The sequence below is a fragment of the Flavobacterium sp. PL02 genome, from assembly GCF_035013205.1.
GTDB lineage: Bacteria > Bacteroidota > Bacteroidia > Flavobacteriales > Flavobacteriaceae > Flavobacterium.
This window is the reverse complement of the sequence record NZ_JAYGJP010000015.1, coordinates 1-14342: the sequence shown is the minus strand read 5'-3', so window position 1 is coordinate 14342 and position 14342 is coordinate 1. Positions and strand designations below refer to the sequence as shown.

10 protein-coding genes, 1 rRNA gene and 1 pseudogene are annotated in these 14342 nt (G+C 32.8%); 7 read left to right on the top strand and 5 right to left on the bottom strand.

What is annotated here, in order from left to right; genetic code table 11:
- Nucleotides 1-260 precede the first annotated feature (260 nt).
- The gene (locus tag SHI72_RS23120; RefSeq protein WP_323491548.1) at nt 261-1670 is read right to left on the bottom strand and encodes an aspartate ammonia-lyase; all 1410 of its coding nucleotides are present in this window, start codon (nt 1668-1670) and stop codon (nt 261-263) included.
- A gap of 888 nt (nt 1671-2558) precedes the next feature.
- On the opposite strand from SHI72_RS23120, the gene SHI72_RS23115 reads away from it, so the two are divergent.
- The 3 genes from SHI72_RS23115 (at nt 2559) to SHI72_RS23105 (ending at nt 6227) form a co-directional block, all read left to right on the top strand.
- Nucleotides 2559-4034, top strand: a complete 1476-nt coding sequence (locus SHI72_RS23115; RefSeq protein ID WP_323491547.1) for a hypothetical protein — start codon at nt 2559-2561, stop codon at nt 4032-4034.
- Nucleotides 4035-4155: 121 nt separating this feature from the next.
- Nucleotides 4156-4443 carry a hypothetical protein gene (locus tag SHI72_RS23110; protein WP_323491546.1) on the top strand — a complete coding sequence of 96 codons (288 nt, stop codon included), beginning with the start codon at nt 4156-4158 and terminating at the stop codon, nt 4441-4443.
- Entirely contained in the window at nt 4440-6227 is a 1788-nt protein-coding gene (locus SHI72_RS23105) for a T9SS type A sorting domain-containing protein (protein ID WP_323491545.1), read from the top strand. Before SHI72_RS23110 ends, SHI72_RS23105 begins: the two co-directional genes overlap by 4 nt.
- Nucleotides 6228-6566: 339 nt before the next feature.
- On the opposite strand, the pseudogene SHI72_RS23100 reads toward SHI72_RS23105, so the two are convergent.
- Nucleotides 6567-7315 (bottom strand): annotated as a pseudogene (locus tag SHI72_RS23100) (YoaK family protein).
- Between the two features lie 369 nt (nt 7316-7684).
- Between SHI72_RS23100 and pckA the strand changes: the two are divergent.
- From pckA to SHI72_RS23085, 3 genes are all read left to right on the top strand, one after another.
- Nucleotides 7685-9271: a phosphoenolpyruvate carboxykinase (ATP) gene (gene pckA, locus SHI72_RS23095; protein WP_323491544.1), complete on the top strand. Its 1587-nt coding sequence runs from the start codon at nt 7685-7687 to the stop codon at nt 9269-9271.
- A gap of 177 nt (nt 9272-9448) precedes the next feature.
- The gene (locus tag SHI72_RS23090; RefSeq protein ID WP_323491543.1) at nt 9449-9664 is read left to right on the top strand and encodes a hypothetical protein; all 216 of its coding nucleotides are present in this window, start codon (nt 9449-9451) and stop codon (nt 9662-9664) included.
- 46 nt (nt 9665-9710) lie between these two features.
- Nucleotides 9711-10952: an aminotransferase class I/II-fold pyridoxal phosphate-dependent enzyme gene (locus SHI72_RS23085; protein ID WP_416348484.1), complete on the top strand. Its 1242-nt coding sequence runs from the start codon at nt 9711-9713 to the stop codon at nt 10950-10952.
- A gap of 264 nt (nt 10953-11216) precedes the next feature.
- Here the strand turns inward: SHI72_RS23085 and SHI72_RS23080 are convergent, their stop codons facing one another.
- Both SHI72_RS23080 and icd read right to left on the bottom strand, forming a co-directional pair.
- Nucleotides 11217-11615: a DUF983 domain-containing protein gene (locus SHI72_RS23080; RefSeq protein ID WP_086896267.1), complete on the bottom strand. Its 399-nt coding sequence runs from the start codon at nt 11613-11615 to the stop codon at nt 11217-11219.
- 4 nt (nt 11616-11619) lie between these two features.
- Nucleotides 11620-12846 (bottom strand): NADP-dependent isocitrate dehydrogenase, encoded by a 1227-nt coding sequence (gene icd, locus SHI72_RS23075; RefSeq protein WP_323491541.1) that lies wholly within the window; start codon nt 12844-12846, stop codon nt 11620-11622.
- Between the two features lie 165 nt (nt 12847-13011).
- Here icd and SHI72_RS23070 point away from each other — a divergent pair, with 165 nt between their 5' ends.
- Nucleotides 13012-13707 carry a Crp/Fnr family transcriptional regulator gene (locus tag SHI72_RS23070; RefSeq protein ID WP_039116401.1) on the top strand — a complete coding sequence of 232 codons (696 nt, stop codon included), beginning with the start codon at nt 13012-13014 and terminating at the stop codon, nt 13705-13707.
- A 551-nt stretch (nt 13708-14258) separates the two neighbouring features.
- Here SHI72_RS23070 and rrf read toward each other — a convergent pair.
- Nucleotides 14259-14342 (bottom strand): 5S ribosomal RNA (gene rrf / locus SHI72_RS23065); the annotation flags it as partial.

The window sequence follows — 14342 nt, the reverse complement described above, 5'->3', positions numbered from 1 at the left end:
AAACGCTATCATTTGAGGATTAAGATTATCCCCAACAATAAAAAAAGGGTAGTGTTATCTTCATTAAGTAAAGTAAACCACTTGAATCTGTTGTATTTGAGTTTTACACAACAATATCTTTTCTGGATGTGTTCCAAGTGAATTACTTACAGAAGCATTAATACAACAGACTATCAAACCATTACAAACTATTCTTCTATCATTTTCGTTTGCTACTACCTTAACGATAAGATGGCTGGAGTCTGAACATTCATAGCTATTTATGAATTTATGAATTTTGGGTTTATCAAATTTTCTAATGAATAAATCTCATCCCATTTATTTTGAGTAATTTCCTTACGTTCTATTACTACAATTTGATGTATACTTTTGTTTGTTTTAAGTGCTTCTCCAGCTATACCAGCACATACTTCATATCCAAGAATTGGATTCAGTTGTGTAACAATTCCAATACTATTCATAACCATATTAAAACAATGATCCGTATTAGCTGTAATTCCAACAATACATTTATCAACTAAGGTTTCAATCGCATTACCCAAATAATCTAATGAAGTAAACATCGCAAAAGCAATTACTGGTTCCATAACATTTAATTGTAACTGACCTGCTGATGCTGCCAACGTCACTGTTAAATCTTGACCAACAACATAAAAACAAGTCTGATTTACTACTTCTGGAATTACAGGATTTACTTTTCCTGGCATAATTGAAGATCCTGGTTGACATGCTGGCAAATTAATTTCATTAAATCCTGTTCTTGGACCTGAACTTAACAAACGTAAATCGTTACAAATTTTAGTGATTTTAACCGCAGTTCTTTTTAGAGTGCCCATAATTTGAACATATGCACCTGTATCAACTGTTGCTTCAATTAAATCTGGAGACAATGTTAGGGGAATACCTACTTCTTTCACTAAATAATCCACACAAATCTCAGGATAACCTTCTGGAGCATTTACTTTAGTTCCAATAGCAGTAGCTCCCATATTAATTTCTAACAATAAACTTTGTGCCTCTTTTAATCTCTTAATATCTTCTCCAATTGTAGTTGCATAGGCATGAAACTCTTGCCCCAAAGTCATAGGAACTGCATCTTGTAATTGTGTACGTCCCATTTTTAATACCCTTTTAAACTCTACTCCTTTTTCAGAAAAAGCAACTTCTAAACTGCTTAAAATAGCAATAAAGCGTTCCATTTTTAGATAAAGTGCAATTCTAAATGCTGACGGATATGCATCATTCGTAGACTGAGAACAGTTTACATGATTGTTAGGATGCAGGAAATTATATTCTCCTTTTTTATGACCTAAATATTCCAGCCCAATATTTGCGATTACTTCATTTGCATTCATGTTTACTGACGTTCCAGCACCACCCTGAATCAAATCACTAACAAACTCCTGATCAAATTTACCTGCAATAAGCTGGTCACTTCCATAACAAATAGCTTCGGTAATTTTTGCATCTAAAACACCACAATCTTTATTTGCTAATGCAGCAGCTTTTTTTACATATCCTAAGGCTTTAATAAACAAAGGCTCTTTTGAAATTGAGATACCTGTAATATTAAAATTTTCTACGGCTCTAAAAGTCTGTATACCGTAATATAAATGATTCGGGATTTCTAATTCACCTAAAAAATCATGCTCTTTTCTTGTAGTTTTCATAATAAAATTAATTTCTAATTATTTAATAAATTGTTATAAGTATTTCTAAATACTTTATTGAAAGGATTATTACTAAATTCTGCAAAGCTTGCAAGCATATTTACTGAGGAGTAATCATTATTCTGATGTAAATGTGCGCTTGCTATGATGGTAAAAGGATGATAATTATCATAACGGTTCAGTTATTTTTAAAAAAATTAGCTGCAAATTTTATTTGGACATATTAGCAACCTGTTTACTTTTGTAATTGTAGTTACTGTCATTGGGTTTATACCATTTTTGGCATAACCTGAGATGCCTAAGACAACTCAACATTACAATTGCAAGAAGTAAATGTTTGCCAAAATAATACTGAGTGAGCGTAAGATTTTTGTTATAATTTATTTTACAGGGCTCAAATGCAGATTCAGAAAACCTGAAAATACTGTAGTACTTTAGCAATGCAAAAAAAACCTTTAGATTATAGGTATGATTTAAGATAAGGGTTCGGTCACATCTGTTTTATTAAAACAGATTAAAATGGCAGCCTAATAAAAACACATAAACCATGTAATTATTTAGGACTCATTCATTATAAAAAAATCATCTGAAATTTTCCTAAGATATACACTACAATTAATTTTTATTTATTTCGATTCTATTTATAACTAAGAAAGACCATTTTATATTCAATTTTCTGAAGTTCAAATAGTTGCCAGCTGTGATTCCCACTGTTGAAACTAACAAATAAACTCATGGAGGTTTTTGTTTATTTTGTTAAATTATTTCTAATAAAAAGCAACAAATAATATATAATTTTCAAATATTATTATTTAATTCTAGTAATTCCTTAATTAAAGGTTACGTTTACTAAAGCCCCCAAGTCTATATTTTAAACTAAACCTACTCATGAAAAAAATCTACTTGTTTTTATTTTTTGTCACGCAACTGACAAGTGCTCAAATTGGAATTGGAACAGTTACTCCTCATGCTTCTTCGATACTACATATCGAATCTACTACTCAGGGACTGATTACCCCACGAATGACTTCGGTGCAAAGAATTGCAATTACAACTCCTGCCAATGGCTTATTGGTTTTTGACACAACTATTGGAAATTTTTACTACTATGACACACCTACTCTGACTTGGATTCAGTTAAGCGGAGACAAACAGGGACGTTTAAAATATAAATTAATAAAATCAACTGATGTATTAGCTACGGTTTTGGCCACTGAAAAAACTGGTGGTGGTGGTACAAAATACCTTATGGATTCCACTACTCTTTATGAAATTAATGGCACTATCAATGTTGATTTACCTATTGAACTAAATGGTAGTTATATAATTGGACAAGATTCTACAGAGGATAAACTTGTTAAAGCTTCTGGTGATCTTTTTTCGGGTACCACTGGTGGGTCTATAAGAGTGCTGACATTAATAGCTACTGGAGGAAATGTTTTTAATATTACTGGTTCAGGTACTTTAACACAGAGTATTATTATTAGAGACTGTATTGTTGCAAGTTCAGCGACTGTAGGTAAACTACAAAATTTTGCCTTCGTTTTTGTTAGTATTGTTCAATATATCGGGAATGGAGCGGGAATAGTATATCAGGATATTAGTAAGTTACTACTTAGTAATGCGGGATGGTTTGGTAACAATGTGGGAACGTACGAAAAATTACAAGGTACTTTTGGGCTAGTAGCCAAACAAGGTGGATTTAGTGAAGTCATTGGAGCCAGTGTAGGATTTGATGTTTCGGCTAATCCCGTAATTCAGGGTGATGCAGTAGTAGAAACGGTTATATTTACAGGTGCACTAACTACTGGGAAATATGTAAACGGATATAGCCCAGCTACCTACACAGGATTTAATTTTAATAATAATTGGTCAGCAAAGTGTACAGGAATCCCTACCGAAGGGGATTCTGGTGCAACAGGATCAGTATATTTAAATCGTGCTGGTACAACCCAAACTGCAACTCCTATTGGTACAACTGGTACTGGTACAAAATTGGCTATTACAGCAGGATTAACTGCTAATCTTTATAGGGCTACGGCAACTACAAACAATAATATCGCCTATATGGGCAAAAAGCCCAGGATATTTCAAGTGAATTGTGCTTTGTCTTTTGTGAGTACGTTAGGGGTTGGAAATACGGAGTATATATTTTATTTTGTACGAATACCTGCGGCAGGAGGAACAGATCCTCAACTATCTTCTGAGACTTTTATTGACACTAATGCGGGTTATGTTCAATCATTTCCCATACAAGGTTCTGTTATGCTTAATACAGGAGACTCTATAGAGTTATGGATAAAACGTAATAATGCCAATACACAAAGTGTTACGGTTCGTTCATTTAACATGACCATAAAATAATGTAAGTTTTTTTCATCAAAACCATTTTGCAGCTCAGAATTTACTTTTTGTAATTTCTGAATGTGCTGGTGTATTTAATCCCAAGATGAACATATAACTGTTCATAAAATAAATAAAACTTATGGAACCTGTAAATATTAGATTACTCTTTATAATTGCTACATTACTTTTAGTACATGCCGTTGTTTCTGCGCAAGCACCTCCAGCACCTGGTGATCCGCAGCCAGAATTACCTATTGATAATGGTATACCATTATTAATGATTTCGGGGCTTTTATTGGCTATTTATGTTATTAGAAAGAAAAAAAAGATACCAATACCATCCCAAATACCATTATTAATTCTAGAAGATAAACAGGAAAAAGTTGTTGAGAAAGTTTGTATAAATAACACAAAAACAAGATTATGAAAAAAATAATACTACTAGTAATCTTGTTGTTTTCCTTAAACTCCTTTTCTCAAATTTATTTCGGAACTAATACAGCTATGTATGTAAAGAATGAATTGCTTTATGTTAAGCAGGATATTAATTTGCAGTCAAATTCTATTCTCTATTTAAGGAACCGTTCGCAATTAGTTCAGGGAACGACTAGTACATCTCTAAATAGTGGAACAGGAATAGTATCTGTATATCAAGAAGGAACTTCGGATAATTTTGATTATAATTATTGGTGTTCTCCTATTGGGAGTACTGCTGCTACAGGAAATGGAAATTTTGGCATTACAATGCTAAATAGACCTTTATCGGCTACGACAGCTGAAGTAGCTATAGTATTGCCACTAGCCACTAAGGATGGAATTTCGAATCCGCTTTCGATAGCGGCACGATGGATTTATAAATTAATTAATGCTAATAGTTATTCTCAATGGATTTACATCGGCGGTGCCAGTACTATTGCTTCGGGGGAAGGATTTACAATGAAAGGTACTGGCGGAACCGATAATTTAGATGCCGAAAGCAATGGTGTTCAGAACAATCCTGGAGGAATTGGTGCACAACGATATGATTTTAGAGGCAGACCAAATGATGGTAATATTACGGTAAGTTTAGGGCTTAATAATGCAACCTTGTCAGGAAATCCATATCCATCAGCTTTACATCTTAATGCTTTTCTTTTGGACACTGACAATACTGCCGGAACAGGAATTGCTTACTTTTGGGAACAAAACAAAGCTGTAAATTCTCATTTCATTGCCGATTATAGAGCAGGATACGGGAGTTACTCACCCATAAGTTTGGGGAGTAATGGAGTGTATGTACCAGCTACTTTTAATTCGTATAATGATGATGGTTCTTTAAATACAACAGGTACCTCTTCAGGATTGGTAATTGCACGAAAATATTCACCCATTGGTCAAGGATTTATTTTAAATGGTAGAATAACAGGAACAGTTACTTTAAAAAATTCGCATAGAGCATATTATAAAGAAGGGAATCCGTTGACTCAATTTGAGCGTCCTGCTAAAAATAAAGCTTCAAAAATTAGTGAGTCTATACCTAATACCTCCTATTTTAAGTTAAATGCAATACTTAATAATCAATTTACCAGACAGCTGGCATTGGCTTTCTTACCCGAAGCAACAGATGGGGTTGATTATGGAATTGATGCACTAAATATGGATGCATCACTTCCCAATGATGTCAGTTTTTTATTGGAAGATAAAAATTATGTAATTCAAGGAGTCAATTTTGAAGAAACTAAAAAAATACCTTTAGCAGTAAAAGCCACAAATAATACCACTATAAAATTCTATGTTCCTGAGGTAATAAACTTTGATCTCTCTCAGTCTATTTATATCCATGACGCCTTGGATGATTCTTATCATGATATAAAAAATAATGTGTACGAAGTAGCAGTTCCGAAAGGAACATATAGCGACAGGTTTAAAATTACTTTTATAGACGAAAAAAAATTAAATACAAAAGATTTAACAAAGCCAACATTTACCATTAATCAAAATAATACAGACCAGAAGTTAATGATTTCCAATACAACCCAAGTTGACATTAAGTCGGTAATAGTATATGATATGTTAGGAAGAATAATTTTGTCAAAGGAAATACTCGGAAACAACCAGCATTATTATTTTTCGACTAGTGGGTTAAGTTCTGGGATATACATAGTTGAATTATTGACTGTAGACACTTTAAAAACTACACAAAAAGTTATTATTTCTAATTCCGGAAAATAAAAAAAAATATTTTTATTAATGTACCTATTATAAAATTTCCTCTAATTTGTTTCTAGTCATCTTATATTATTTTGTTCCTATTTTGTACTTCAAAATAGGAACAAAATAAAGACTGGCTTGTTAATTTCTGGAGCACTAATACAATTTTATATACTTAAAGTTAAATCTTTACAAGGTCAATTTGAACTCCACCTATTTTTATTATCTCATCGACATCTCAATGGCTTAAAATAAACCTTAACTTAAAATATGTTGCTTAAAGAATAATAACATCGATAAAAATAACATTTTGAGTCTAAATACAATTCTTAGATACGATAAGATCCTCCAAGCAGGTTTTTACATATTATGTGATGTAATATTCACTACTCGCCTATACTTTCTCTTCAATAACACCAGATTAAACCTGACCCTGTCATATATCAATCCTACTAACAAAGCTGCTACTCCGATAAACAAGACATGTAATCCAATATTAGAATAAAAAACCCCACCAACAATCCCACCAACAAAAAAGAAACTGATAATAGTGCCACGCAATTTTATGGAAATAAATAACTTTTTTCTAAAGCTTGATTCCTTATAAAAAAATAATTGGGACAGTTCAATTCCAAGATCAGTAAAAAGCCCTGTTAAATGGGTTGTCCTAACTGTTGCATTAGAAATTTTTGTTACCAGTGAATTCTGTAAACCCATTGCGAAAAGTAAAGTATAGGCTATAAAATCAGGACTACCACTAATTAAATACTTTCCAAAAATAGCAACACAAAATAAAATAATACTTTCAATTGCTGTTGGAACTATGTAACTGTATTTTTCGTTTTTTCGTAAAAGATATTCTACAACTAGGCTGGAAAAAAAGATCCCATAAAAAAAAAGAATATATATAAAAAATAAATAAATCCTTGTTTGAAATTAAGCTTAAAGACTTCGTCTACAAAAAAAGCAAAATGGCCCGTTACGTTTGTAGTTAACTTTTGAACGGCCAAAAAACCTGCTACGTTTACTAGCCCAGCTACAAACGATAATAGAGAAGCAATTTTAAGATTATGTCTTAGATTTCTTTTGGAGCCCTGATGTTTGAACATGATAATGATTTAAGTTCAGATAATCAAATTTTAGAAATCAATGCTTATCTAGAATTGAGTTTTTTGTAATTAGCACTTTAGTGTTTTACCGTTTAGGGAAGCTTTATTTTAAATTTTAAGTTTAAAAATTGGCTATTTCAACTAACTCTTTCGAGCATTTCCTTATCCTCCTTAGGAAGTTCATTTAAAAGATATTGATTATTGAAGATAAATTTAGAAATCATAATTAATTCCAAAGCTACACTATTTTTCCTCTTCACTTTCCGTTATTGATTTAAATCAAATTCCATCATATTCTTAGTCATTTAAATCTCCTCTTAGCCAACGTATTTTTGCATGAGCAATTAACCTTTCTTGCAATAATAAATTATGAAAAATACAGAACAGCTAAAGAATATTGGTATCAAATCAAATAAAGAAATCTTCTGGAATTTGCCTGAACTTAAATTAGTAACACATACAGTAAAGAAAAAACAAGGAGTTATAACTAGTTCAGGTGCATTAGCCTGTGATACAGGCGAATTTACCGGTCGCTCTCCCAAAGATAAATATATTGTAAGAGACGAAAAAACCAAAGATTCTGTTTGGTGGGGAGAAGTAAATCATCCGTTCTTACCAGAGGATTTTGATAAACTATACGATCGAGTTACTGTTCATCTTTCTAATAGAGCTATTTATATTAAAGACGTTTATGCATGTGCAAAAAAAGAATACCAATTAAATGTAAGAGTGGTTACCGATAATCCTTGGCAAAGCCTCTTTGTTAACAATCTTTTTTTAAGACCTACAGAAAAAGAACTCGAAACTTTCCAACATGAATGGTTGATACTTGTTGCACCCGAATTTAAGGCAGAACCTAAAATTGATAAAACCCGACAACATAATTTTACAATTATAAACTTTACCAAAAAAATAATACTTATTGGGGGTAGTGCGTATACAGGTGAAATTAAAAAAGGAATTTTTACGGTTCTAAATTATATTCTTCCTCACGAAAAAGACATACTATCAATGCATTGCTCTGCTAATATTGGCAAAGATGGTGATACTTCTGTATTTTTTGGTTTATCAGGTACTGGTAAAACAACCCTATCTGCAGATCCTTTAAGAAAATTAATCGGTGACGACGAACATGGATGGGATAATGATAGTGTTTTTAATTTTGAAGGAGGCTGTTATGCTAAATGTGTGAATCTAAGTAAAGAAAAAGAACCTCAAATTTTTTCAGCAGTGCGTTTCGGGACTTTACTCGAGAATGTTCGATTCTTTGAAGGAACTAATATAGTTGATTATGATAATATTTCAGTAACTGAAAATACCAGGGCAGCCTATCCAATCCATTTTATTGATAACGCCATAAATCCATCTATTGGTAGTATCCCGAAAAATATTTTCTTCCTTACTTGTGATGCTTTTGGAGTACTACCTCCTATTTCAAAACTAACTATCGGGCAAGCTATGTACCATTTTATTTCAGGATACACTGCTAAGGTAGCAGGAACCGAAGCAGGAATTACAGAACCACAAACTACGTTTTCGGCTTGTTTTGGAAAACCTTTTTTACCCCTACATCCAACTAAATATGCTGAACTATTGGGGAAAAAACTCAAAGAAAACAATGCTAACGTTTGGCTCATCAACACAGGATGGTCAGGTGGTGCTTATGGCGTTGGAGAACGAATTAAACTTTCCTACACCAGAGCTATGATAACAGCTGCTCTTAAAGATAAACTTAATAAAGTTGACTATATACAACATTCTGTATTTGGATTACAAATGCCTGCGCAATGCGAAGGTGTACCATCGGAAATATTAAATCCTAAGAATACTTGGAATGATAAATCCGCTTACGATAAAAAGGCTCAAAGTCTTGCTGCACAATTTGTAGAGAACTTTAAAACCTTTGAATCCTTTGCTAACCAAGAGATAATTGGTGGTGCTCCAACTATTATATAGTATAAAAGTTTGTATTTCCTAATATCCTAATTATGGGAGAACCCTCCTCGAGAAAATCCCCTTAGGTATGAGACTTGTTACTTACTAAGCTTATGGGATGAAATTCCAGAAAGTTTCAACTTACAATATACTGCCTTAGGGGAATACTTAACTTTTGGGTAAAAAAATTTAACCATCGTGAAAGATAAACTTACCATGCAAAAAAATAAAGAAGCATTGCTGCTAAAAGGAGTTCTGAAATTAAAGATAATTGGGTTAAGGAAAGTTACCACTGAAAATATTTTCTCTAATGAATTGTACAGATTGTACTTTATTAGATTTCTTGACGACAAAACAATTTTTAGAAATGATTCTGAAATTCAGACTATAAATGAATTTAAAAAAAGCCTATAAATGGGCCGAAAATATACAGAAAACATAACATCTCAATATGAAACATATGAATATAATGGATAAAATAAATACACGTCTTGGTCCGTTAGGCGATCATGCTTATTATGCACATGGATATTATGCTTACCCAAAACTCGAAGGAGATATTAGTAATACAATGCTTTTTAATGGCAAGAAGAAATTAGTTTGGAGTTTGAATAATTATCTGGGACTGGCAAATCACCCAGAAGTTAGAGATGCCGATAATGAAGGTACTCGCCGCTACGGACTTGCATATCCTATGGGAGCGCGCATGATGAGTGGAAATACCAGGCTACATGAAGAGTTTGAAGAAAAAATTGCAGATTATGTTCAAAAAGAAGATGCTTTTTTATTGAATTATGGATATCAAGGAATGCTTTCTATCATTGATAGTTTGGTGGACCGAAAAGATGTTATCGTTTACGACGCAGAGGCACATGCCTGTATTATTGACGGAATGAGATTACACCAGGGAAAGCGTTTTGTTTTTAAACACAATAACATTGAAGACTGTGAAAAACAGCTCGAACGTGCCAAAAAGATAGTGAAAGAAACTAAAGGAGCAATCTTAGTAATTACTGAAGGTGTTTTTGGTATGCGTGGCGATCAGGGTAAATTAAAAGAAATTGTAGCACTCAAGAAAAAATATAATTTTTCACTACTGGTAGATGATGCCCATGGTATTGGCTGTATGGGAAATACTGGTGCAGGAACTGGCGAAGAACAAGGCGTTCAAGATGGCATTGATTTTTATTTTGGCACATTTGCTAAATCATTTGCAGGAATTGGTGCTTTTGTGGCCAGTACCAAAGAGGCAATACTATTCCTAAAATACAATATGCGCTCCCAAATATTTGCCAAAGCACTACCAATGCCAATGGTTTTTGGCGCTTTAAAACGATTGGACTTAATGCGAACTAAACCTGAACTTAGAGAAAAACTTTGGAAAATAACAAATAGTTTACAAAGTGGCCTAACTAATTCAGGTTTTGATATAGGAAGTACCAATTCCCCTGTTACACCTGTCTACCTTAACGGAACAATAGGTGAAGCCACTGCTTTGGTTAGAGACTTACGAGAAAATCATCAAATATTCTGCTCTATGGTAGTATATCCAGTTGTACCTAAAGGAATGATTATTTTACGATTGATACCAACTGCGATACATACTCTGGAGGATGTTGAAAGAACTATAACAGTATTTAAAGAGATTAGAACTAACCTCAATACAGGACAATACAAACTCTTGGAAGAAGTAACAGTTTAAACATTAAATTACTCATAAATAAATCATTAGCCCTAACAGGCTAATATTCTCCATTGAGAGAGTACTTTAAAAATATAGATTAAAAATAATCTATTTAACTAGGTAAGAATTCTAACTATCTATTTAAAAAACGGAGAAACTTTAAAGATAACCATAAAGTCCTCCGTTTTATTTTTAGTTTAACTTCTAAATATTTGCGAAGCATGATATTTTGTTATTTTTAATTAGTACATACCTGAAAATACCTCATATTTAATTTGATCCTTAAATAGTACCACCTCTTTTACCTCCCTGGACATAATTAATAGTTAAATGAATTAAAATAGCTCTGGATATTCGCATTATTGGGATTTGCAATAAAAAGCATAAAATCACCAAAACTGGTAGTAATATTTTAAATGAAATTTCATAGTTCTCGTTTAAATACAATCCCAGGAATAATAGAGGTATAAAAACAATCAATACTATTGGATAACTAATCCACAAAGCAGCAGAGTAAAAGCCTGGCTCAATTTTAAAATCCTGATTGCAGTGCGAACAGTTTTGTGGCATGTCAAGAATTTTATTAAATACGAAAAGCCCTCGATTGGTAAATAAATTCCCTTTATAGCATCTGGGACACTTTAGTTTAAAGATATTATATAGTTTTATTCTTGTGTCCATCGACTTACTCCATATTATTCACAACAGCTTGACCAAATTCCGAACACTTAAGTAAGGCAGCACCTTGCATCAAACGCTCAAAATCATAAGTAACTGTTTTTTTGTTTATAGCTCCTTTAATACCTTTAAGGATGAGATCTGCCGCTTCCTGCCAACCAAGATATTCCAACATCATTACTCCAGAAAGAATTTCAGAGGAAGGATTTACTTTGTCCAGATCTTTATATTTAGGAGCAGTTCCATGTGTAGCTTCAAATATCGAAACCCCAGTTGTGTAATTAATGTTTGCTCCTGGGGCAATTCCAATCCCGCCTACTATTGCTGCCAAAGCATCCGAAATATAATCTCCATTAAGGTTTAGTGTGGCAATAATATCATATTGTTCGGGTCTTAATATGATTTGTTGCAAAAAAGCATCCGCTATTACATCTTTTACAATAACTTTATTACCATATTTTTCAATAACTTGCCAAGGTCCTCCTTCATAATCTTTGGCTCCAAATTCATCTTTTGCTAATTGATATCCCCACTCTTTAAATTTACCTTCAGTAAATTTCATGATATTTCCTTTGTGTACTATTGTTACTGATTTTTTTTTATTTTCTACAGCGTATTTAAGAGCAGCTCTAATAAGTCGTTCAGATCCTTCTTTTGAAACTGGTTTTATTCCTATTGAAACTGTGTTTGGAAATCGAATAACCTTAACTGCCATCTCGTTAATCAAAAAATCTTTAACCCTCTCTAATTCAGGCGTACCAGCCATCCATTCAATACCAGCATAAATATCTTCAGTATTTTCTCTAAAAATGATCATATCTACTTTTTCAGGTGCTTTTACTGGGGAAGGAACACCAGGATACCATTTTACAGGTCTCACACACGCATATAAGTCAAGTTTTTGTCGTAACGCAACATTAAGAGATCGCATGCCTCCACCAACTGGTGTTGTTAGCGGTCCTTTTATGGCCACCAAAAACTCCTTAATATCCTCAATTGTTGCATCAGGTAACCAATTTCCGGTTTTTTCAAAAGCTTTTTCCCCTGCATAAACTTCTTTCCACTGAATCTTTCTCTTACCACCATAAGCTCTCTGTACCGCTGCATCAAAAACTAATTTTGATGCTTTCCAAATATCCGGTCCTATACCATCTCCCTCAATAAAAGGAATTATGGGGTGAGAAGGAACAATGAGCCTTCCGTTTTGAATACTTATTTTATTCTCATTTATCATTTTATATTTTTTTAAATTCAATACAGACGTTCGTTGATTCAACTTTATTTCCGTTATTTAACCCTCACTATTTTCTCTCTAGCTTCTTATGAAGAAGAAATCAAATAGTTATACAAATATATAACAAATGTTATATATTTTATTAATTAATGTTATATTTGTTTTATGAAAGATTTCTTTGCCAAATTTGATTTCCAAAGTAACCAGCTTTTTGAAAACCTAACTGAATCAGAAAAGCAAGCAGTTGAAAGTGTTATGGAACCCCTTAACATAAAAAAAGGAAGTATGCTTTTTTACGAAGGTGGTATTCCTACTGGTATTTATCAAATAAAAAATGGTAAGTCCAAAAAATTTAAGCGCGGTTTTACCGGTGACGAACAAATATTTTACATTTACACATCAGATGATGTACTGGGATATCACGCCCTACTTGGACAAGAAAGATATCAAGACTCCTGTGAGGCACTCGAAGATTTAAAAGTGAATTTTATAGCTAAGGATGATTTTTTGAAACTACTTCAAGAAATCCCTGCTTTACAGCAAAAAGTTATTAAGAATATTAGTCATGAATTTGGAGTTCTGGCAAACATCATTACAGTATTGGCCCAAAAGAATCAAAATGCGCGATTGGCACTATTTTTACTATTGTTGGAAAATAGATTCAATCGAAATTCACTAACTGTCAAAGGTATTGACTTAACACGTGATGACTTAGCCAATCTTATCGGGACATCACAAGAAAGTCTGGGTAGAAGCCTTAAACAATTTAAAGAACAGGGCGCTATTATTATAGATAAAAGAAATATCTATATAAAAGACAGAGAGCAATTAGAACAATTACTACAAGTAAAAATTGAGTAATTCAGATAACCATTAAAACTTTTTTATTCAAAATTATAATGGTCATCATTTTTCATATTACACTTCAACGTACATTGCAAACTGATAAATTATTTCCAAACTAATCACTTATACACTGTTAAAGAATTAAGAACAAGTTCTAAGCAAAAATACAGTCCAAATTTCTATTAAAAAATCTTAAAACCAAACTTAAGATATATATCCTACAACACTAAAACATCTCCAAACACTACCATTCTAGCGTAATAAAGACGTTAATAATCGCAAACTAGTAGAAACTACCTCTATATATCTGTAAACACAAATTTTAGATATGTTTTACGTTAGTTTCTTATGGAGACCCTTGTTCCTCAGAGTGACAATATTGCATAAGAGAAAATATACACAAACACAAAGGTTCGCAAAGCTATTGATTAAACTTTGCGAACCTTTGTGTAAGCCTTTGCGCTCTTTGCTGTGTTTTCTTTTGCCCAATTACTCTGATCTCTACAAATCCCAAAAAGTAACGCACAAAAAAAAATCCTCATCAATTACTTGATGAGGATTCTAAAGAAAGGCGACGACATACTCTCCCACATAACTGCAGTACCATCTGCGCAGGCGGGCTTAACTACTCTGTTCGGGATGGGAAGAGG

What these genes read in the sequence shown, in the direction of transcription:
- SHI72_RS23120 (WP_323491548.1), bottom strand. Translation starts at nt 1,670, where the DNA reads ATGAAAACTACAAGAAAAGAGCATGATTTTTTAGGTGAATTAGAAATC.
- SHI72_RS23115 (WP_323491547.1), top strand. Translation starts at nt 2,559, where the DNA reads ATGAAAAAAATCTACTTGTTTTTATTTTTTGTCACGCAACTGACAAGT.
- SHI72_RS23110 (WP_323491546.1), top strand. Translation starts at nt 4,156, where the DNA reads ATGGAACCTGTAAATATTAGATTACTCTTTATAATTGCTACATTACTT.
- SHI72_RS23105 (WP_323491545.1), top strand. Translation starts at nt 4,440, where the DNA reads ATGAAAAAAATAATACTACTAGTAATCTTGTTGTTTTCCTTAAACTCC.
- pckA (WP_323491544.1), top strand. Translation starts at nt 7,685, where the DNA reads ATGAAAAATACAGAACAGCTAAAGAATATTGGTATCAAATCAAATAAA.
- SHI72_RS23085 (WP_416348484.1), top strand. Translation starts at nt 9,711, where the DNA reads ATGAATATAATGGATAAAATAAATACACGTCTTGGTCCGTTAGGCGAT.
- SHI72_RS23080 (WP_086896267.1), bottom strand. Translation starts at nt 11,615, where the DNA reads ATGGACACAAGAATAAAACTATATAATATCTTTAAACTAAAGTGTCCC.
- icd (WP_323491541.1), bottom strand. Translation starts at nt 12,846, where the DNA reads ATGATAAATGAGAATAAAATAAGTATTCAAAACGGAAGGCTCATTGTT.
- SHI72_RS23070 (WP_039116401.1), top strand. Translation starts at nt 13,012, where the DNA reads ATGAAAGATTTCTTTGCCAAATTTGATTTCCAAAGTAACCAGCTTTTT.